This is a genomic window from Streptomyces sp. NPDC001348, assembly GCF_053597535.1.
This window is the reverse complement of sequence record NZ_JBSFIK010000058.1, coordinates 1-20,556: the sequence shown is the minus strand read 5'-3', so window position 1 is coordinate 20,556 and position 20,556 is coordinate 1. Positions and strand designations below refer to the sequence as shown.

At 68.9% G+C, this 20,556-nt stretch carries 19 protein-coding genes; 4 read left to right on the top strand and 15 right to left on the bottom strand.

Going from position 1 to position 20,556, the window contains the following annotated elements:
- Positions 1–87: 87 nt before the first annotated feature.
- The 6 genes from ACWC21_RS37945 to ACWC21_RS37920 all read right to left on the bottom strand — a co-directional run bounded on the left by ACWC21_RS37945 (position 88) and on the right by ACWC21_RS37920 (position 7,702).
- Positions 88–2,100, bottom strand: a complete 2,013-nt coding sequence (locus ACWC21_RS37945; RefSeq protein ID WP_450888874.1) for an acetoacetate--CoA ligase — start codon at positions 2,098–2,100, stop codon at positions 88–90.
- Complete coding sequence (locus ACWC21_RS37940) at positions 2,097–2,939, bottom strand: SMP-30/gluconolactonase/LRE family protein (protein WP_450888873.1); 843 nt, start codon at positions 2,937–2,939, stop codon at positions 2,097–2,099. Before ACWC21_RS37940 ends, ACWC21_RS37945 begins: the two co-directional genes overlap by 4 nt.
- Positions 2,936–4,423, bottom strand: a complete 1,488-nt coding sequence (locus tag ACWC21_RS37935) for a bifunctional 3-(3-hydroxy-phenyl)propionate/3-hydroxycinnamic acid hydroxylase (protein WP_450888872.1) — start codon at positions 4,421–4,423, stop codon at positions 2,936–2,938. Before ACWC21_RS37935 ends, ACWC21_RS37940 begins: the two co-directional genes overlap by 4 nt.
- Before the next feature lie 11 nt (positions 4,424–4,434).
- Positions 4,435–5,643: an MFS transporter gene (locus ACWC21_RS37930; RefSeq protein ID WP_450888871.1), complete on the bottom strand. Its 1,209-nt coding sequence runs from the start codon at positions 5,641–5,643 to the stop codon at positions 4,435–4,437.
- A gap of 280 nt (positions 5,644–5,923) precedes the next feature.
- Positions 5,924–6,850 carry a VOC family protein gene (locus ACWC21_RS37925; RefSeq protein ID WP_450888870.1) on the bottom strand — a complete coding sequence of 309 codons (927 nt, stop codon included), beginning with the start codon at positions 6,848–6,850 and terminating at the stop codon, positions 5,924–5,926.
- A 15-nt stretch (positions 6,851–6,865) separates the two neighbouring features.
- A complete protein-coding gene (locus ACWC21_RS37920; protein ID WP_450888868.1) occupies positions 6,866–7,702 on the bottom strand; it encodes a fumarylacetoacetate hydrolase family protein in 837 nt (278 codons plus the stop codon).
- A 119-nt stretch (positions 7,703–7,821) separates the two neighbouring features.
- Here ACWC21_RS37920 and ACWC21_RS37915 point away from each other — a divergent pair, with 119 nt between their 5' ends.
- The 3 genes from ACWC21_RS37915 to ACWC21_RS37905 all read left to right on the top strand — a co-directional run bounded on the left by ACWC21_RS37915 (position 7,822) and on the right by ACWC21_RS37905 (position 10,981).
- Entirely contained in the window at positions 7,822–8,532 is a 711-nt protein-coding gene (locus tag ACWC21_RS37915) for a GntR family transcriptional regulator (RefSeq protein ID WP_450888866.1), read from the top strand.
- A 986-nt stretch (positions 8,533–9,518) separates the two neighbouring features.
- Positions 9,519–10,367, top strand: coding sequence for an oxidoreductase (locus tag ACWC21_RS37910; protein ID WP_450888864.1), 849 nt, complete (start codon positions 9,519–9,521; stop codon positions 10,365–10,367).
- Positions 10,367–10,981, top strand: coding sequence for a TetR/AcrR family transcriptional regulator (locus tag ACWC21_RS37905; RefSeq protein WP_450888862.1), 615 nt, complete (start codon positions 10,367–10,369; stop codon positions 10,979–10,981). Before ACWC21_RS37910 ends, ACWC21_RS37905 begins: the two co-directional genes overlap by 1 nt.
- Before the next feature lie 169 nt (positions 10,982–11,150).
- Here the strand turns inward: ACWC21_RS37905 and ACWC21_RS37900 are convergent, their stop codons facing one another.
- From ACWC21_RS37900 to ACWC21_RS37890, 3 genes are read right to left on the bottom strand one after another with little or no spacing between them, the layout of a single operon-like run.
- Entirely contained in the window at positions 11,151–12,131 is a 981-nt protein-coding gene (locus tag ACWC21_RS37900; RefSeq protein ID WP_450888861.1) for a hypothetical protein, read from the bottom strand.
- A gap of 36 nt (positions 12,132–12,167) precedes the next feature.
- Positions 12,168–12,767: a carboxymuconolactone decarboxylase family protein gene (locus ACWC21_RS37895; RefSeq protein WP_450888860.1), complete on the bottom strand. Its 600-nt coding sequence runs from the start codon at positions 12,765–12,767 to the stop codon at positions 12,168–12,170.
- A gap of 10 nt (positions 12,768–12,777) precedes the next feature.
- On the bottom strand, positions 12,778–13,359 hold the full coding sequence (locus ACWC21_RS37890) for a carboxymuconolactone decarboxylase family protein (protein ID WP_450888858.1): 582 nt from the start codon (positions 13,357–13,359) through the stop codon (positions 12,778–12,780).
- A 101-nt stretch (positions 13,360–13,460) separates the two neighbouring features.
- On the opposite strand from ACWC21_RS37890, the gene ACWC21_RS37885 reads away from it, so the two are divergent.
- A complete protein-coding gene (locus ACWC21_RS37885) occupies positions 13,461–13,610 on the top strand; it encodes a hypothetical protein (protein ID WP_450888857.1) in 150 nt (49 codons plus the stop codon).
- Between the two features lie 125 nt (positions 13,611–13,735).
- On the opposite strand, the gene fumC is transcribed toward ACWC21_RS37885, so the two are convergent.
- From fumC to ACWC21_RS37855, 6 genes are all read right to left on the bottom strand, one after another.
- On the bottom strand, positions 13,736–15,214 hold the full coding sequence (gene fumC / locus ACWC21_RS37880; RefSeq protein ID WP_450888856.1) for a class II fumarate hydratase: 1,479 nt from the start codon (positions 15,212–15,214) through the stop codon (positions 13,736–13,738).
- On the bottom strand, positions 15,211–16,881 hold the full coding sequence (locus ACWC21_RS37875; RefSeq protein ID WP_450888854.1) for an NAD-dependent malic enzyme: 1,671 nt from the start codon (positions 16,879–16,881) through the stop codon (positions 15,211–15,213). Before ACWC21_RS37875 ends, fumC begins: the two co-directional genes overlap by 4 nt.
- Before the next feature lie 132 nt (positions 16,882–17,013).
- Entirely contained in the window at positions 17,014–17,619 is a 606-nt protein-coding gene (locus ACWC21_RS37870; RefSeq protein ID WP_450888852.1) for a hypothetical protein, read from the bottom strand.
- An 859-nt stretch (positions 17,620–18,478) separates the two neighbouring features.
- Positions 18,479–19,036 carry a DoxX family membrane protein gene (locus ACWC21_RS37865; protein WP_450888911.1) on the bottom strand — a complete coding sequence of 186 codons (558 nt, stop codon included), beginning with the start codon at positions 19,034–19,036 and terminating at the stop codon, positions 18,479–18,481.
- A 162-nt stretch (positions 19,037–19,198) separates the two neighbouring features.
- The gene (locus ACWC21_RS37860) at positions 19,199–19,558 is read right to left on the bottom strand and encodes a hypothetical protein (RefSeq protein WP_450888851.1); all 360 of its coding nucleotides are present in this window, start codon (positions 19,556–19,558) and stop codon (positions 19,199–19,201) included.
- Positions 19,555–20,556, bottom strand: a 1,002-nt coding sequence (locus ACWC21_RS37855; RefSeq protein WP_450888849.1) for a SpoIIE family protein phosphatase, incomplete at its 5' end; no start/stop codon positions are given. The genes ACWC21_RS37860 and ACWC21_RS37855, both read right to left, overlap by 4 nt.

Sequence of the window (20,556 nt, the reverse complement as noted above, 5' to 3'; positions counted from 1 at the left end):
ACAGACTGGCCCCGCTATCAGGAACGATGCTGCTGGCCTCGGCCTCGGCCTCGGCCTCGGACAGCCCGGGACAGCCCGGGACAGCGTTCAACGCTCTATCCAGGGTCTACCGTTCGCTGATCGGGACGGAGCGGAACCGAGAGCGGTGCCACGTCGCGTACGGTGAGCGGCACCGATCCGTGCGTACCAGTCGATGAGTTCTGGTCGGTCGACGCTGCCGGGGTCGACCACGGTGTCCTGATCGTCTCCGCGCAGCAGACGTTTCACGGGGACTTCGAGTTTCTTGCCGGTGCGGGTATGCGGGATACCGGGGGCTTGGATGATCTCGTCGGGTACGTGGCGGGGGGATGCTCCGTGGCGTATGGCGTTGCGGATCTTCTCGCGCAGCACGTCGTCGACGTCGGTGCCGTCGGTGGTGGTGACGAACAACGGCATCCAGTAGTCGCCGCCGTCCTGCTCGATCCCGACGACGAGAGCTTCCGCGATCTCCTCGAGCTCCTCCACCGGGTCGTATATGTCGCTGCTGCCCATGCGTATGCCGTGGCGGTTCAGGGTCGCGTCGGACCGGCCATGCATGATCACCGAGCCCTGATCGGTGATGGTGATCCAGTCGCCGTGCCGCCACACTCCCGGGTATACGTCGAAGTAGGCGTTGCGGTAGCGGGAGCCGTCCGGATCGTCCCAGAAGAAGAGCGGCATCGACGGCATCGGCCGGAGTACTACCAGTTCCCCCACCTCGCCCCGCACCGGCTTCCCGTCCGGGCCGAAGGCTTCCACGGACACGCCCAGGCAGGGGGCGGACAGCTCCCCGGCCCAGACCGGAGTGGTGGGGGTGGCACCGAGGAACGCGCTGACCACGTCGGTGCCACCGCTGGTACACACCACCTGTGCCCGGGGCCCGAGCTCGCCGGCGACCCAGTGCTGCAGGTCGCCGGGGAACGTCGAGCCGGTGACGCCCAGGCGCTCGAGCGAGGCCGGACAGTGGTCGGTGATCCGCACGCCGGCCTTGCGACAGGCCGCCAGGTAGCCGGGGCTGGCACCCAGGACCTTCACCTCCAGGCCGGCCGCGAGCCGCCACAGCGCATCTGTATCGGGATACGTCGGGCTGCCCTCGTAACACACGGCTGTGGCACCCAGCAGCAGACCGGCGACCAAGACGTTCCACATCATCCAGCTCGGCGTGGTGTGCCACAGCAGGCGGTCCCCGGCGCGCAGGCCAAGCTGCAGGCCCAGGTTCTTGAGGTGCTCGAGCACGACCCAGCCGTGCCCGTGCACGATGCCCTTCGGCCGTCCGGTCGTGCCCGAGGAGAACACGACCCACAGCGGATGGTCGAACGGGACGGGGCGGGGCGCGAAGTCGGCGTCGTGCTCGGTGAGCGCGGACCACCCAAGGGCGTCGGGCACCCGTGTCGCCTCCCCTACGACGATGGTCGCCGCCAGGGTCGGCAGTGCGTCGCGCAGGGCTTGTACGTCGGGGCAGCGGTCGATGTGCTTCCCGCCGTGGCGGAAGCCGGTCGCGGCGATCAGCACGGTCGGCCGGAGTTGTGTGAACCGTGCTTCGGCCGCGGCCGCGGTGTAGTCCTGCCCGCACACCGCCCAGGTCGCGCCCAGGCTGGCAGTGGCGAGGAAGGCTGCGATGGCCTGTACCCCGTTGGGGAGGTAGCCCACCACCCGGTCACCCGTGCGCACGCCGAGTCCGGTGAGTGCCTGCGCGAGTGAGGCGACCTGGCGGCGCAGTTGGTGCCAGGTGATGGCCACCGGGCCGGTGTCCTCGGTCACCGTGATGACGGCGGTGTCGGTGCCGGTCCGGTCGCGGAACACCTCGGCCGTGTAGTTCAGCGTGCTGCCGGGGAACCACACGCTTCCCGGCATGGCCTCGGTCGCCAGCGCGGGTCCCGCTGGGCGCTCGGGCAGACGGAAGTAGTCCCACACCGCGGCCCAGAAGCCGTTCACGTCGTCCACCGACCACGCCCACAGCGCGTGGTAGTCACCGCTCAGGTCACGTCCTGCGCGCTGTGAGGCGAACCGTGCGAAGTCGGTGACCCGGGCATTTTCGACAGCCTGTGTCGTCGGGGTCCAGTCCGGTGGCTTCGTGCTCATGAGGTGTCCCCCGCCTTTGCTACTTCGAGCAGTGCGACCGTCGTGTGCACTGCCTTTGTGACCATGGCCTCGCCCAGGGGGAGGCCATGGGTGTCGGCGAGGGTGACGAAGAGCCGGTTCCCGCCGTCGCCGCAGCATGCGATCGGCAGCAGCGTCCCGGTGCCGATCGAGGTGACCAGCTCGTTCTCCCGCACCAGGGCGACGGCGTGTCCGGTCGTGGTGGCCACCCAGACTCCGTCCTGTGTCGCCCAGATTCCGTCCGGCCGGACGTCGTTGCCGATCAGGTGGGCGAGGTCGGCGTAGGTGCGACGGTCCGTGAGGGCACCGTCGTCTGCGACGGTGAAGGCGGTCAGTTGTTGCCGGGTGGTCTCGGCGACAACCAGGGTGCGGGCGTCGCCGGCGAAGGCCAGCCCGTTGGGGAACTCAACGTCTTCGGCGGCCACCTGTACCGCTCCGTCTGCAGCAACGCGCAGCAGCCGACCCGGTCGCCATGGCTCACCGGCGTGCGCGGCGAAGCCGACGTCATCCACGTAAAGGTTGCCGTGCGGGTCGCCGACCATGTCGCCGAGCGGACCGGTGGCCACCGCGCTCAGGTCCGCGTAGGTGTCGAATTGCTCACCGGTCCACACGCCGATACGCCGTTGATGCATCATGGCCCCGACCAGCCGCCCGTCCGGCAGGAACCAAAGGCCGTTGGGGACGGCATCCAGCGGAATGCCGCGCCAGGGGCCGTCGTGGTCGGTCCACAGCTTTCCGCCCTGGGTGTCGGACAGCCACAGTGCACCGCGCTGCCAGCGGGGGCCCTCCCCCCACGTCATTCCGGCCGCGTACTCCTTCACGCGCCCACCTCCTGTACCGATGCCGTCCGCGCCAGGTCGCGGGTGGCCCGTTCCAGTTCCGCCGTGTCGGCGACGAGCGCGAAGGTGTAGCGGTCCGGACGGATGATCGCCGCTGCCGCCGCGTGTTCGGCCAGCCAGCGGTCGATGGCCGGCCCCGTCTCCGGGACGGCCACTACGCCGAGTTGGTGCCACAGCTGCTGCACGTCCACGGACACGGCGGAGGTGACCTCCGGCTTCCCCACGACGGTGAAGCCGTATCCGCTCACATCGTCCAGCTTCTCCCCGTTCGCGCCGCGTGGCTGCGGGCTCAGTTGCCCGATGGCTCCGCCGGGCTGGGCAACCACGCCGGGCCCCAGCAGCGGCCGGTACCTCTCGATCGTCTGCGTTCCGTTCAGCTCCGGGAACGCGCCCATTCCGAGGGCTTCGATCAGGTTGGACTGCCGAGCGGATTCCTCAATGTAAGGGCGCACGTGCGCAGCCCGCTCGCTTTCGTAGGTGTCGAGCAGGGCTTGGGGACTTTCGCCCTTGACCACGGCGGCGAGCTTCCACGCCACGTTCGCGGCATCGCGCAGCCCGGAGCACATGCCCTGACCGAGCATGGGAGGCATTTCGTGCGCGGCGTCGCCGGCGAGCAGCAGGCGGCCGGACCGCCAGCCGTGCACGAGCCGGGCGTGCCATTCGTAGGTGTCCGTACGCATGATGCGGTAGCTGCCCGGTTCCAGCCAGCGGCTCAGCAGGTCGTACACCGACTGCGGTCGTTCGAGCTCTGCCGCGTCGTCCTCGTCGAGCAGCATGAACTCGAAGCGGAGCATGGGCGGGAAGATCGGGACGTAGGTCACGGGCCGCTTCCCCTCGCACCAGATGAATCCGCTGTCCGCAGGGAGCTGTGCAGGGTGTTCGAAGGGGTGGATGTCGATGATGAGGGAACGCTGAGTGCCGTGGAGGTCCTCTACTTCCGCGTTCATCGCCTGCCGGACGAAGGAGTTGGCGCCGTCCGAGCCGACGGCGTAGCCGGCCGTGAGAGTGGTTTCGGCTCCGGTCGACCGGTCGAGCAGCGTGAGCCGCACCGCTTCGTCGTCCTGCTCGATCGCGGTGGCCGTCCAGCCGAACCAGAGGTCTGCGTTCGCGTCGGCCGCCAGCAGACCCCGCAGCCGCGACTCGAAGTCGGGCTGGTGGAACTGGTAGTCGGTGCGCCAGCCCTGGTCGGATTCCTCCTCGGGCAGCGTCTGCTGGAGGAAGGCCTGCCCGTCCTCCCGGTGCAGTGTCCAGGCGGCTTGGCGCAGGAACCGGTGTTCCATGTCCTGCGCGCCGAGGGTCTGCAGAAGGCGCATGGTCTCGTCGTCGAGATGCGTGGCGCGCGGATGCTGGCAGACGAGCCGGTTGGGGTCGATGGCGGCGACCCGGAGCCCCTTCATGGCCAACAGTCGTGCGAGTGCCAGTCCGACCGGGCCGCAGCCGACGACGGCGACGTCGTAGGTATCCATGATGCGCTCTTTCATTTTGTGTGTCCGGCCGTCGGCTCTTCGGCGCGCGGCGCGGGGGCGAGACGGCCCTGGTTCTGGGATGTCCGTCCGCCGACAGCCAGGGCGAGGGCTGCGCCGAGGACGGCGGGGACGGCGAAGAGGACGAAGTTCCAGCGGGGTTCCAGGCCGGCCGCGAGGATCCAGCCGCCGAACGTGGGGCCGGCGATGGCGCCGATGCGGCCCACCCCGAGCGCGACACCCACCGCGCTGGCCCTCGCGGTCACCGGGTAGGAACGTGAGATGTACACGTTGATCAGTCCCTGGACGCCGACCGCGCCGCAGCCGCCGACTATCACGATGGCGTAGAGCACCGGCAGCGGCAGTTGGGCGCTCATGGCGACGATCGCGGCGGCTCCGAGGGCGAAACTGGCCGTGATCGGGCCCTTCGATCCGGCACGGTCGGCCAGCAGCGCCATCGCGAGCCCGCCGACAATGGCACCGAGGTTCAGCAGCACGAGGAAGGTCTGTGAGTCCTGCAGCGGATAGTCCGCCGTCTGCATCAGCCGCGGCAGCCAGGTGTTCATGCCGAAGATGAGCAAGAACGACAGGGCCGCCATGGCGCAGAACATCAGGGTGGTGCCGCGGTAGGGCGGTCTGAGCACCAGCCGGACACCACGGTCGCCGAGGTCGGGGGCCGACGCGCTGACCGCCTGGTGGTACTCCGTGGACTCGGGCAGCCAGACGAAGGCCATGGGCAGCAGAAGCAGACCGGCGATGCCGCCGACCAGGTACTCCTGGTGGAAACCGTGCCCACTCAGCAGTGTGTTGGCGACGAGGGCCGCGAACGAACCGCCGATGGCGGTCCCGCACTGGACGATGCCCGAGTAGAGGTTCTTTCGCCTGTCCGGGGCCAGTTCGAAGATCAGTGGGCCCATCGCCGGGTAGATCGCACCGACACCGAGCCCGACGACGAGTCGGCCGGCGCCGAACAGTGAGGGAAGGGGTGCCACGGCGCAGGCGAACATCCCGGCACTGACCACCGCGATACTGATCAGGGTCGTGCGGCGCCGGCCGAACCGGTCGGTGAACTGGCCGACCAGCAGGGAGCCGACGAGCATGCCGATCGGAGTGAGGCTGCCGAGCAGGCCGACGAAGGCGACGGAGAGGTGCCAGGGACGGTAGCCCAGCAGCAGCGGAGTGGTCGCACCGTAGGCGACGAGGTCGAAGCCCTCCAGTGTCATCACAGCCAGGCCCACGGCGAGTGCGGTGCCTGACCGCGAAGAAGGGCCCGGGGACGGTCGGACGCGCCGACGGACGAAGGCTGGTGTGCTCAATGTTCCGGCTCCGGTTTCAGCAGTCTCACCCGTCGCGACTGCTGACCGCGGCGCTGCGGGAAAGGGGCGGAGGTGTCTCTGTGCGGCTCACCGACGGCGGGTCGGCGCAGGAATGCGGCTCGGGGCCTCATCCGTGTGATGCGGGCTGGGCAACGCGCCTCGTCGCGGTCTACGGCGTCGGGCGCTCTCAGTTGTTGGCCTTGTGGGCGCCTGCCATCAGCGCGGCCAGGTCTTCGGGAGCGAGGAACGACGGCGGCGGCGGAGGCCCCCAGGTGTAGAGCGCCTGCATTCCTTCGAAGGATCGTGGCGTCCACAGCTGGTCGTCGACGATGCAGTCCATGTCGGCGTAGTACTCGCTGAAGTTGCCGGCCGGATCCTTGAGGTACCAGAAGAAGTTCGAGCCGATGTGATGGCGGCCGAGCCCCCACACATGGCGTTCCGGGTGCTCGGTGAGCATGCGCGTGGCGCCCCGGCCCACCTCGTCGACATCCGTCACCTGCCAGGAGGTGTGGTGCAGGAAGTTGAGCGGCGCCTGCTGCACCAGGACGTTGTGGTGGTCGGTGGAGCAGCGCAGGAACGCGGCTGAGCCGGGCACGACATCGCTGACCTTGAATCCGAGTCCTTCGGCGAAGAACCGCTGTGTCGACTCCTGTTCCACCGAACCGATGACGACGTGGCCCAGGGCCAGGGGCCGGACCGGGTCGGTGCGGGAGAGTACGGGTGCTCGGGTGCCGGCACGGTCCAGGCGTCCGGGACCGTTGTACGGGGTGGCCGGCACGGTGATCCGGGTCAGCCGGGGTGCGGTGCGCACTTCCACCGAGATACCGGCGATGGGTTCCGTGGTACGCAGGGCGTTGGCGTCGCGTTCGCAGGACAGCTCGAGCCGTTCCAGGTTCGCGGCGATCCGGTTCAGGTCGTCGCCGTCGTCCACGGCGACCGTCATCGCCAGCAGGCGCCGGACGGGGGAATGTTCGAGGAAGAACTGTTCACCGCCTTCGACGGTGAGGAACCGTCCGGGTGCCACCTGTTCGAGTCCGAAGTCGACGTAGTAGTCGGCAGCCTCGGCCACGTTCGGCACGCCGACGGTGAGTGACTGCAGTCTGTGCAAGGCCATGGTGGTGCCCTTCACTCAGGCGGCGACGCAGGTCTGCCGGAGCTGCCCTATGCCCTCGATGCGGGTGATGACCTCGTCTCCTGGCCGCAGATAGCGCTGAGGGGTGCGGGCGTGTCCGACTCCTGCGGGAGTGCCGGTGAAGATCAGGTCGCCCGGCAGCAACGGGCAGACCGCGGACAGCCTTTCGATCAATTCCGCGACCGGGAAGATCATCGACGAGGTGCGGGACTTCTGGACGCTCTCCCCGTTGACGAGGCATTCGATCGCCAGGTCGTCCGGATCCGCGAACTCGTCGGCCGTGACCAGGACCGGCCCGGTCGGCGCGAAGCCGGGAAAGGACTTGCCGAGGGAGAACTGCGGGACGGGGCCGACGGACTGCACCTGGCGCTCGGAGTAGTCCTGCCCCGCGGTCAGCCCGGCCACGTAGGACCAGGCGTCCCCGGCGGCCACGTGCTCCGCCCGGCGCCCCATCACCACCACAAGCTCGGCTTCCCAGTCGACGCGGCCGCTGGGCAGCCTCAGCTGCGTGTCCGGGCCGGTGAGGGCCGTGGCGAACTTGGTGAAGACCGACGGGGACTCAGGCGCCGCCAGGCTGGCCTCTTCGGCGTGGTCACGGTAGTTCAGTCCGATCGCGAACACCTGCCGCGGCGTCGGCGAAACGCTGCCGTCCGGCCCGGTCGATCCGTGGGCGCTCGCAGGCTCCACCTTTGCAGCCCACGACCGGAACGCGTCCCACTCCTCGAACACTGCCAGCGGATCAGCCGAAAACCGACCAGCACTGGCTTGCTCGACATCGATCACCGCCTCTCCGGTCACCAGACACATCCGTCCGGATCGGGTCGCCGTCCTCATGGTGCGCTGCCTCCGTCGCTCTTGCTGATGAATGTCTGGAGTCAACGCCCTCCACCGTCGATACGTCAATGAAATCTCGAGATTTTTATAAAATACCCAGAGGGGCTAGTATCTTCGACATGACGACGCCCCGCTCCATGACACGCGCCGAGGAGATCTACAGGCGGCTGCGCGCGGACATCCTCAACGGACGGCACGAGCCCGGTTCACGTCTGCGCGTGGAAGCCCTGAAGGACACCTATGGCGCCAGCAGCGGGGTACTACGGGAGGCACTGCCCCGGCTGGTCGGCCAAGGACTGGCGACCTTCGCGCCGCAGCAAGGGTTCCGGGTCGTCACCGTCTCCCCCGAGCGCCTGCAGGAGCTGACCGAGGCCCGCGTATTCATCGAAACCCACGTGGTCCAGGAGTCCGTCGCCGCCGGCACCATCGAGTGGGAGTCCGATCTGCTCGCGGCACACCACCATCTGACCCGCACTCCGTACTTCAGCGACGACGGAGCCCTCAGCGAACGCTGGCTGAACGCCCACGCCCGCTTCCACCGCGTCCTGCTGGAGGGATGCCCCAACCGGCAGCTGCGGGACATCGCCACACAGCTGCGCGATGCCGCCGAGGTCTACCGCTGCTGGGCCCGCACACCGGCCGAGCACAGCCACCGCGATGTCGCCGCAGAACACAAGATGATCTGCGATCGCGCCATCGCCCGGGATGCACCAGGCGTCGTCGAGGCACTCAGCCAGCACATCAACATCACCACGCAACTACTGCTCGACGATTACGGGCGGCACGAGGAAAAAGGCAAGCAGGACCCCGGCCCCCTATCTGGTTGTTGAAGAAACGCGCTGGTCGGCGCGCCTGCCTATCGCCGCGGTCTCGGCGGCGGTCGTTCACCGCGCCCAGGCAGTCGGTGTCATCCAAGAGGCCGCGCAGATACGGTGTGCCGTTTGCGGCTCGGCACCTTCCTCCCGCCGTCGTAGCCGCGTGCGCCGGCACCGCCGTGGCGGCCCGCACCGGCTGCGCGTCGATGATCCCCGCCGTGGGCTCTGCCTCGCGGTCCTCGCGGTCACGGACCTTCCCGCGCAGCCGGTCGTGGAACTCGGCGATCAGCCCGTGCTCGCGCCAGCGGCGGAGCAAGGCGTAAAACCGGCCCCAGCCGGGGAAGTCCGCGGGCATCGCCCGCCACGATTCACGCCCGCGACCAGGTAACGGATCGCGTCCAGCAGCTGCCGGTGACAGTAACCCCCGGGCCGTCCGCCCCGCACCTGAAGCCAGGCCGACACCGGCGACAACGGCCGGGCCTCCGCCCACTCCGCGTCCGTCAAGTCCGACGGATACCTGCGAACCCGATCAGGACGATCGACCGCGTTGCCGTACGTGCGCGAGGCGATCGCACGACACGGGGGGCGAGTTGAAGTCAACGGGCTCGAGCCGTACAACAACGACATGAGGGCCTCCGGGCACCGCTCGGTATGGGGTCGCACCCCCGAGCTACCAGGAGGCCCTGCCTTCATGCGCGCACCGCCGGAAGATCACCCGACCAGGAACTCCGTTCGATCCACACGTTTCAAGACCGGTTGAGATACGGCTTCTCAGGCCCTCGCCGGGTGTCTCTGTGGTGTTCGGGGTGCCGTTCTGGTTGTCGGCCTGGCTGCTGGGCCCTGGCGGCGCCGATCCGGGCGGTGCGCGGGCATGCGATGGCCTGGGGGTTCCATTCCGTGAGCGCTGCCAGAATCGACGCGGTAACGATAAAAATCGACACGGTGTAGACTTTTGCTGAAGAGGGCGACCCGGCTCCTCGTGGGACCTCTTTGGAGGAACAATGGAGAAGCAGAACTGGCTCATCACCGGCGTCAGCACGGGCCTGGGGCGCGCTTTCGCCCAAGCCGCCCTGGCCGCCGGGCACACCGTCATCGGCACCGTCCGCTCCGAGAAGGACCTGCGGGCCTTCGAAGAGCTCAGGCCCGGGCACGCTCACGGCCGCATCCTGGACGTGACGGACGGTGACGCCATCTCCGGCGCGGTAGCGGAGGTCGAGCGGAGCGTCGGCCCGCTGGACGTCGTCATCGCCAACGCCGGCTACGGCCTGGAGGGAACCTTCGAGGAAACCCCGCTGGCCGAGGTGCGGCGGCAGTTCGAGGTGAACGTGTTCGGGGCGGTGGCCACCCTGCAGGCGGCGCTGCCCCACATGCGCCGCCGCCGCCGCGGACACCTGATGGCCGTCACCTCCATGGGCGGGCTCATGGCCGTGCCCGGCATGTCCGCCTACTGCGGCAGCAAGTTCGCCCTGGAGGGGATCCTGGAGGCGCTGGGCAAGGAAGTGGCGCAGTTCGGAATCCATGTGACGGCGATCGAGCCCGGCTCCTTCCGCACCGACTGGGCCGGACGGTCCATGGCACGTGCCGCGCGGACCGTCGACGACTACGACGAGTTGTTCACCCCCATCCGCGAAGCGCGGCAGAAGGCCAGCGGGAACCAGCTGGGCAATCCGGCCAAGGCGGGAGAAGCGGTCGTGCACATCACGACGGTCGAGCAGCCGCCGGCCCACCTCGTCCTGGGCTCGGACGCGCTGCGGCTGGTCACCGCCGCGCGCACGGCCGTGGACGAGGACATCCGCGTGTGGGAGACACTCTCGCGTACGACCGACTTCGCCGAGGGCGCTCAGCTCTGATGCCCGGCCACCCTTCCGCGCGCAGACGTCGCACCACCGAGCGCAAGGGGGATGTCCGGGAGCGGGCCATCCTCGACACCTGCGAAGCCCTGCTGACACACAAGGGCTACGACACCATGACCGTCGGCGACATCGCCCAGGGCGCCGGCATCACACGCGGGGCCCTGTACTTCTACTTCGGCTCCAAGCAAGAAGTGGTCACGGCACTCGTGGCCCGGACCGTCGAGCACCTGTGGGAACGGTCCCGGGCCACCGCGCAGACCGACGAGCCACGCCAGGCCATCGCAGCAGCCATGCAGCGCACGGTCGAGCTGTGGAACGAACACGGCCCGGTCATACGCACGGCGATCGACCTGTCGTTGACCGTGCCGGAGATCGGTGAACTGTGGAAGCACACCGCTGACCTGTTCATCACGGCCATCACCGCCGTCCTGGAACGCGCCGGCATCCAGGACGGCGCTGCACCGGACCAGGCCTCGGCGATGGCACGCGCCCTGTGCTGGATGATCGAGCGGACCTTCTACCACGCTTCACAGGAATCCCGCGAGAAGCTCCAAGAGGCATCGGCGACATGCGAACACATCTGGCTGACCAGCGCCGGCCTGATCACGTGAGGTATCTGCCATGGACGCGGTGAGGCGCGGAACCATGAAGTCCGGGTCGAGCCTTGCCCCCGTCGGCCGTAGAAGTGACGGGCGGCGGCGCCGTCGGCCTCGACGCAGGTCTCGATCGATACCGGGCCGGTGGTGACGATTTCGCCGTGCCGGTTCACGGGCTTCTCCGCTACCGGATGCCGTGGGTGAGCTCGACGCGGAGAAGGGCGGCGTTGCGGACGACGCCCTGCGGCGGGGCGGTCGTGCCGCCGTCCGTGGTCACGTACAGCGTGCGGCCCTCATCGCCGGGCTCGCGTCCCCAGCATGCGCTCGACGGGCCGACGATGACCGGGTCGAACGGCTCGCCGAGCAGGTGGCGCACCTCGCTGCCGTGGCGTGGCGCCAGCGGCACGCGGTCGAGGGTGTTGGCGCGGTGCCGAGTGACGTAGGCGAAGCCGGCGTCCTCGTCGACGCAGAAGTCGTCGCCGTTGTCGATGGCCGCGACGAACTCCGGCGGGCCGGAGGCGTCGAGGGTGGCCGGGTCGACCGGGACGCGCATGAAGACCCGCTGCGCGGTGGAGGTGTAGTACAGGTAGCCGGCCCGTGCGCCGTAGCGCACGCCGTTAACGCCGGGCTGCGGCGGCCAGGGCACCTCGCCGTCGGGGTCCGGGGCCATGGTGTCGTGCTCGGCCCAGACCCGCGCGGTCGCGCCGCGGGCCCCTTCTGTCAGGTCGACCCGCCAGATCAGGCCGGCGAAGCAGTCCGCGACGGCCAGCAGGCCCGGCCCGAGCAGGCAGCTCCCGTTCAGCGCTCGCACTCGGTCGTCGAAGGTGAAGATGGCCTCAGGGGTGACCGGGGTGCCCGGAGCCCACCCCTTGAGATCGAGCCGGACCAGGTGGGACTCGTGCGTGGTGTAGCCCTCGGTGAGGCTCAGGACGAACACGTCCGGCTCGACCTCGACGATACCGGTGACCGGGTGGTCGAAGGCGTGCACGAGCACCGGGTCGGCGAGCGCGCGGGCGGGGCCGGGAACGTACCAGAGCTCTTGCTGGAGCACGGCGGTGATCAGCACCGACCCGTCGGCGCGCACGGCCAGGTTCTCAAGGAAGTACTTCTCGGGGAAGTGGGCGACTGGTGTGACGGTGACCTCGGGCAGCGGTGCGATGGCCATGGCAGGCTCCTCACATTCGGATGGGTGTCAACGGTGTTACTGGTCGAGCCCGACGGCGTTGGACGGAACGTCGTAAGCCATCAGGGTGAGCGAGACGGCGGTGAACCAGCCCATGAGGACCGTGACGTCGACGAGGCCGGCGTCACCGAGCAGTTCCTGGGCGCGGCGGAACAGCCCCTGGGGCACCACGCGCGCCGCGGCCAGCGCCGAAGAGAGCTCGTAGACGACCTGCTGCCGCGGGTCGCCGAAGGCGGTCGGCAGGCCCGCGATCAGCGCCTCCGCCTTGGCCGAGTCGAGCCCGCCGAGCCGCACGCCGATCTTCTCGTGCTCGAAGCTGCTGTACGCGGCGCCCCAGCGGCCGCAGATCACCAAGGTCGCGATCTCGATCTCGGCCTTGGAGAGCGTGGAATCCGCCTGGTAGTAGGCGCCGATGGGCGCGATCGTCCTGAGCAGGGCCGGATTGGCGGCCCAGATCTTGTGCGGGCCCGGCACCAGGCCGCGCAGGCTGTTGGTGAAGTCGAACGCCGCGCGCATCTCCGTCGGCATCTGGCCGACCGGCGTCTCGGTGAACCGCCCGAACGTGCCGAAGGCGTCCGGGTCTTCGAGCAGGGCCCTGGTCTCATCGATATCGGGCATGACTTCCTCCTCAGGTGAGCCAGGCGACGGCACGGCCCGCGGGGACGTCGTACGCGTTGAGCAGGGTGCCGAGCGCCAGGTAGTGGATGACGATGAACACCACCGCGTCGAAGCCCGGGCGGCCGAGCCGGGCGACTGCGGTGTCGTACAGCGGCCCGGGCAGCGTGCCGCCGCGGATGAGCGCCGTGGCGATGTCGGCGGCGAGCAGTTCGTCCTCGCTCAGGTCGGCCGGGCGCGCGCCGGCGCTCAGCGCCGCCACCTGATCCGGGCGCAGGCCCGCCCGCGCGGCCAGCGGGGCGTGCGCATACAGCTCGTAGGCAACGTTGAACCGGCCGCCGATCGTCAAGATGACGACCTGACGCGCCCGTTCGCTCAGGCCGGGCAGCTTCTGGACCAGGTTGATGAACTGGCCCAGAGGCACAGCGAGGTCCGGGAAGTGGAGCAGCACGCCCCAAGGCCCCACGAACGCACCGTCGGGATTCATGACCTCGAAGCCCTGGTACTCCACGTCCTGGGTCATCTTCATACAGGCGTCATAAAGGGCGCGCTGCTCGGTGGTCAGCTCCGCCGGGCGGAGCAACGGCAGTCGCATGGATCTTCTCCTCACACCGATTTTCGATGCGTTCCGCACTTGAGAGCGCCGGTGTTCGTCGAGACCGGCAACCCGAACCAGGTCCAGATCTGTTGCGCCGGATGCCGGACCTGCGAGAGGCCGTACAAGGCGGCGTGGCCGCCAATGCCGGCGCCAAGGTCGCCGACCTCGCCCGCTACCTCGCCGTCGACCCGACGGCGAGGAACGCGACACCGATCATGTGGGGTCCTGCCGGGCTCACTGCCCGATGACTGCGGAACGGGCGGTGCCTGATGGTGGTCTCGTATCGGGTTCTGTGGAGGTGGTGAGGGGCCGGCGCCGCCAGAGCGCGGTGCAGATGACGAGAGCGGTCAGCGTGGTGCACGAAAACCGGGCCCTACTGCGATCGATGAGGTGGGCGGGCCATGGCGGCTGGGTCGACGATGCGGTCGAAGTCCTCGGCGCTGACGGAACCGGAGTCCAGTGCGGCCTCACGCAGGGTGGTGCCCTCCTCGTCGGCCTTGTGCGCGATGGCCGAGGCCTTGTCGTAGCCGATGACTGGGGAGAGGGCGGTGACCAGCATGAGGGACCGGTCGACGTAGGAGTCGATTTGGTCGCGGTGGAGCTGGGCGCCCTCGATGCAGTACTGGCGCAGGTTGGCGCAGGCGTCGGTGAGGATGGTGGCCGCGTGCAGGAAGTTGTTGATGATGACCGGGCGCATGGCGTTGAGCTCGAAGTTGCCCTGCGAGGCGGCGATGGCGACGGCAGCGTCCTCGGAGAGAACCTGGAGGCAGACCATGACCATCGCCTCGCACTGGGTCGGATTGACCTTGCCCGGCATGATCGAGGATCCGGGCTCGTTGGCGGGAAGGATCAGTTCGCCCAGGCCGCAGCGGGGCCCTGAGGCCAGCCACCGGATGTCATTGGCGATCTTCATCAGCGGCACGGCGAGGGCACGCAGGCCGGAGGAGGCGCCGGCCATGGCATCCAGGCCGCCCTGGGCGGCGAACTTGTTCTCCGCGGTGCGGAAGGGGTAGCCGGTCGCGGCGGCGATCTCGTCGGCGATCTGCTCGCCGAAGCCGGGTGGGGCGTTCAGCCCGGTACCGACTGCGGTGCCGCCCGCGGCGAGCTCGTACAGGCCCTCGGCGGAGGCGGTGGTCCGGTCGACGGCTTGCGTCAGTTGGTGGGCGTAGCCGGACCACTCCTGTCCGACGGTGAGCGGGACCGCATCCTCCAGATGGGTGCGGCCGATCTTCACCACGTCGCGCCACTGCTCCGCCTTGACCTCGATCGCCCGCTGAAGCGCCTGCACGCTGGGCAGCAGGTGCTCGTGGACCGCCTTGACCGCGGCGATGTGCATGGCGGTGGGGAAGGTGTCGTTGGAGGACTGCCCCATGTTGACGTGGTCGTTGGGGTGGATCGGGGACTTGCTGCCCAGCTCGCCGCCGACCAGCTGGATCGCTCGGTTGCTGATCACCTCGTTGGTGTTCATGTTGGACTGCGTCCCGGACCCGGTCTGCCACACATACAGCGGGAAGTGGTCGTCGAGCTTGCCCGCGATGACCTCGTCAGCGACCTTTTCGATCAGGTCGGCCTTCCAAGCGGGCAGCCGCCCGGCCCGCCCGTTGAGGATCGCGGCCGCCTTCTTGACGTAGCCGTAGGCGTGGTAGACCGCCTTGGGCATCCGGTCGTCCCCGATCGCGAAGTGGATCAGGGACCGCTGTGTCTGGGCACCCCAGTACCGGTCCGCCGGTACGTCGATCGCGCCCATCGAGTCCGTCTCCCGCCGGGTTCCGGTCGCGTCCAGCCCCATGGGCACGTCGAGAACCTCCGGGGTGTCCTCGTCCTTGCCCGCGCCCGACTGCCGCGCGGTCATGCCGTCCCTCCGTTGCCGTAGACGGGCGCCCACATGGCCTGGCGGACGGCTTGGCCGGGATCGTCCGGCTCGCTGGTGGCGACGCCGTCGCTGACCGCCGCTTCGACCACCGCCGCTGCGGTGATCGCGGAGGACCTGCGCAGGTTCTCCACCGGCGGCAGCAGGGAGGCGCCCGATGCGCTGACGTCGACCTGGTCGGCCACCGCCCGGGCAGCTGCGAGCAGCATCCCGTCGGTCACCTTCGATGCGCCGGAAACGACCGTGCCCAGGCCCAGACCGGGATACAGCAGCGCGTTGTTGGCCTGCGCGATCTCGTAGGTCACCCCGTCGTGCTCGACGGGTGGGACGGGGATTCCGGTGGCGACCAGGGCCTTGCCCTTCGACCAGGCGATGACGTCGGCCGGCATGGCCTCGATGCGCGAGGTCGGGTTGGACAGCGGGAGGATGATCGGACGCTCGGTGCCCTCGGCCATGGCCTCGACGACCTCGCGGGTGAACGCCCCGTGCACGGTGGAGGTGCCCAGCAGGATCGTCGGCTCGACCTGCTTGACGGTTTCCAGCAGGGAGATCCCGCCGTCGTCCTGCCTCCAGTCGGCGACCTCCGACGGATCGCGCGCGTAGGGCTGCTGGAAGTCACGCAGGTCACTTGTGTCGCGGGTGAGCAGGCCCGGCTTGTCCACCAGCCAGACCTGGGCCGTGGCCTGCCGGCGGCTCGCACCGTCACGAACCATGGCATCGCGCAGCTGGTCGGCGATGCCCACCCCGGCGGTGCCCGCGCCGAAGACCACCACCTTCTGCTCTCGCATCGGCACGTCGCTGACCTTGATGGCCGACAGGACTGCCGCCAGGGTGATCGCACCGGTGCCCTGCATGTCGTCGTTGAAGATTCGGTAGCCGCCGTAGGTCTCCAGGATCCGCCGGGCGTTGCTGGGGCCGAAGTCCTCGAAGTGCAGCAGCGCACGCGGGAACATCGCCGAGACCGTCCGCAGGTACGTCTCGATGAACGCGTCGTACTCGGCGCCCCGGACCCTGGGGTGCCGGTTGCCCAGGTACAGCGGGTCCTTCAGCAGCGCCTCGCGGTCCGTTCCCACATCCAGTGACACGGGGATGACGCGGGCCGGGTCGATGCCGGCTGCCGCGGAGTAGACCGCCAGCTTGCCGGCCGCGATCTGAATGCCGCCCACGCCCCAGTCGCCGATGCCGAGGATCTGCTCCGCGTCGCTGCACACGATCAGGTCCACGTCCTCGGGCCCGAGTTGGAGCGTGGCGAAGGCCTTCTCGATGTCCTCGGGCCGGTCGATGGACAAGAAGACGCCACGCGGGCGGCGGTACTCATGGGAGTACTTCTCGATCGCCTCGCCCACCGTGGGGTCGTACACGACCGGCAACAACTCCACCAGGTGATCGGTGAGCACCTTGTAGTACAGAGTCTCGTTGCGGTCGTGCAGCTGCTCCAGATACACGTTCTTGGCCAGGTCACCGTCCTGGGCCTGCAGCTGCTGGTATGCGCGCTGCGCCTGCTGCTCCAGCGTCAGTACCGCGGACGGCAGGCGCCCGGTCAGGCCCAGCTCGTCCCGCTCCGCTTGCGTGAACCCCACGCCGTGGTTGCGGAGTGGATCAGTCAGGACGCCTGGGGTAGCCGGAGTTCGCGCGGTGTGCTTGGTCATCATTGCCCTTCCTGGGGGCGCGTGCAGATACCGCCCCGCGGGCCTGGACCGGGGAACGTCACCCAGGTCCGTCACTACCGTACGCGAGGCACCTGTCCCTGCCGCTCGTTGATATTGCGCCGGTTCGCCGGGTCACCCGGGATTGCCGTCGCGGCCGGGACGATTGCGCGGGTAACCCCGCCGAGCCTGCTGACACATCCTTGGCCTCAAAACCATCGGGGACCGTTCAACGCCCATCTTGACGAAGAACTCCTTGATGGCCTCGACGCCGTGGATGTGCGCGACGCCGAAATACTTGTCGGTGTTGTCGGTCAGTGGCGCGAAGCCCTTGCCGAACTCCAGGGTGTCGACGGCGTCCATGAACCTCAGGACGCAGCCGGGGACGGCTGTCGCTTGTGCGGTGTCTGCCATGGTGCGCACCTCCTGATCGGACTGCGGCGCACGACCCTTGCCGACCGCGCCTGCCCGCACCTGCCGATCTGAACCACGCCGTCCGGCGGGACCATCAAAAGGCCATCGCATCAACGAGGGAGGAGAACAAGACGGCCACCGCCAGCCAGATGTGGTGTCTCGCGACCTTGGTTGCACGAAGTCCTCGAAGGTGAACTGCTGCGGGATGTCCGCGAGTGGTTCGGGCGGCTGGTCGAAGACGATCCGGTAGTCGCTCCCTGCGGTCCGGCCGATGGGCGGCCGGCCGCCGAGCGCGGCGTCCAGCCGCTCATTGCTCTGCACCGACACCGCGCGAGACCCCCAGTCTCCGCAACCGGAACAAAGAGATGTCGGCAGGCTGGCGCGACCATGAAAAGCCCAGCTCAAAAGCACGGATTCGCCCGTCAAACAACGGTGAGACTGAGCGCTTCACCTGTCCAGGACCTCTGACACTCCTCATCGCATCAGGATCTGGCCGCGTTCATCCGTACGCGGGTGGGGACGTTCAGGTGTATGCCGACAGTGGGCAGCGAACAGCCGTCAGGCGTGCGCCGCCTCTTGGGTGGCCCTGGGGGCGCGGGTCCAAGGCCGGTCCAGACGGAGAAGGGCGTCGATCGACAACGCCCCGGGGCCGAGCATGAGCGGGATCAGAAGCCCACCCGGGGCCAGTTCCTCGCCCGGCTGCCGGACGTCCACCAGCGCTGAATCGGCACGCCGAAGGATACCGAAGTCCCTGCCGGACAGGTCATCGCGAAAGGCTGGCGATGAGTTCCTCGCGGTGGTTTGTCAGACCGGGCAGTAGAGGTCAAGAGGGGCGGTGCGCGAGTACTCCGAGAAGTTCGACGGATGGAGCCCGGAGTCCTTCCGGCTGTCACCGGAGCAGATCGAGGACCCCGTCGTAAGCACCCGGGCCATCCAGCTCTGGCACACCTACGCCACGAAGCCCGCGCCCTGCTCACGCCCGAAGGCACCGTGGACGTCCCGGACGCGCCAGTCGGCCTGCCGCTGGGTCCGGGGCCCTCGAACTCGCCCAGGGAGCCGAGTTGGTGGCGGGCGAACGTGCGCCCCCCAGCACTCCAGGAACTGATCAATACCGTCGGCAACGGCAGAGGTAACCCTTCCCTACGCGGTCGTCGATTCCGCGGCTGCGGAGCGTGCGCCCCAGGGGTCAAAGACTCAGCGTGATCGCAGCGGCGATGCCGCCCAGTCCCAGGGCAAAGCCGGCCTCGACCCAACCGCCCCTGCCCCAGCGGAAGAGCCGGTCGATGGCGAGCCGGCCCGGCCCGATGGCGGCGATGGCCAGGGCGACCACGGCGATACAGACGCTGTACTCCATGCCGCCGTGCGTCTCCCACAGACCGTGAGCGCCGGTGACCGTCGCCATGGCGTTGATCATCACACCGATCAGGGCGGCGGCCGCCAACGGGGTGAGCAGTCCCACGGCCAGGCCGAGGCCGCCCAAAAATTCGAACCCACCGCCGATCACCGCGAAGAGTTTCCCCGGGTGGTAACCAAGCGCCGCGAAGCCCTTGCCGGTCGTCGCCAGGCCATCGCCCCCGAAGAGACCGAACAGTTTCTGAGCGCCGTGCCCGGCCATCAGCAGTCCCAAGGTCAGTCTGATGAGCAGAAGGCCGCAGTCGGCAGCGGATGCCAGGTGCGCGTCGGTGTTGTGCGCCACAGTTTCCGTCGTACGCGCAGGACGGTACAGGATGCGCTTCATAACCATGTGAATGCTCCGGTAGTACGCCGAAACGGGCGTCACCCCCAACTCGGACGGACGCCGAGCCACCGGTCGGCGGTGAGCCCCACGCAACCTCGCAGAGTGCAGGCCACCACTGCCGATCCTTTCGCAGCCGTCGTGACCCTGCATCTGGGCACCAGTGGACGATCAACTTGAGGTTCGGCATGTTGCAGGGATGAGGTCATCGGGAACGGCTGCTGTACAGCAGCTGTGGGTGACCCTGAGGCGGTCGAGGCGCAGGTGACCGATCCGCGGTTTGAGGTGGACGCGGATGTTGCTTCCGTCGCGGCTGATGGCGCTCTGCCGTCCCTTCTTGCCCGCCGGCCACATGTCCAGCCACTCCCCGACCGTGAGTCGGCTCGTCAGGTGCAGGCCGTGACTGGGACGCCTACGGGTCGCCTCGATGTCCGGCAGCGGGGCCTTCTCGTCGGCCACCTTCTCCAGCAACTCGGCGATCTGGACCAGCCCCTCCGTGTCGTCGTCGCGCGCCGCGTACGGCGCGGTCATAGGGCGGCAGTTCCCTCCAGGGAGAGGAGCGGGCCGCCGGCCGCGGCCAGGGTTTGCTCACACCAGATCGTCTTGCCGGCCGCGGTCTGCCGGGTGCCCCAGCGTTCCGTGAGCTGCGCGACCAGCAGCAGCCCCCGTCCGCCCTCGTCGAACACCCTGGCCCGCCGCAGATGCGGTGCTGTGCTGCTGGAGTCGGAGACCTCGCAGATCAGCACCCGGTCGTGGATGAGCCGCAACTGGATCGGGGGTTCCCCATACCGGATGGCGTTCGTGACCAGTTCACTGACCAGCAGTTCGGTGACGAACGCGGCCTCTTCCAGTCCCCATGCGTCAAGGGCACGGACGGCGTCCGCCCGTATCCGCGCCACGGCGGAGGCGTCGGCCTCCACGTCCCACACGGCGACCCTGTGTGCGTCCAGTGCCCGAGGCCGCACCAGAAGCAGGGCCGCATCGTCGGCGGGGCCCTCGGGCAGCAGCTTGCGCACGACGTGATCGCACAGGGAGTCCAGCGAATCCGCCGGCGCGGCCAGCGCCTCCCGCAGGGCCTCGAGCCCCTCCCCGAGGTCACGGTGCCGGGAGTGGATCAAGCCGTCGGTGTACAGGGCGAGCAGACTTCCTTCCGGGAGGGTGACGTCCACCGATTCGAACGGCAGCCCGCCCAGTCCGAGCGGCGGTCCCACGGGGACGTCCAGGAAGTCGGCGCTGCCGTCCGAACCGACGACGGCGGGCGGCGGGTGGCCGGCAAGCGCCATGGAGCAGCGTCTGGAGACCGGGTCGTACACCGCGTACAGGCAGGTGGCCCCGATGTCCCCGGCGGTCTCCATCCCCGTCGGCTCCACGTCGGTCCCGGACTCCGCCGCCAGCCGGAGCACCAGGTCGTCGAGGTGGGTGAGCAGTTCGTCGGGAGCGAGATCGACATCGGCGAGGGTTTGCACGGCGGCCCGCAGCCGGCCCATCGTGGCGGCCGCGTACATGCCGTGCCCGACCACGTCGCCGAC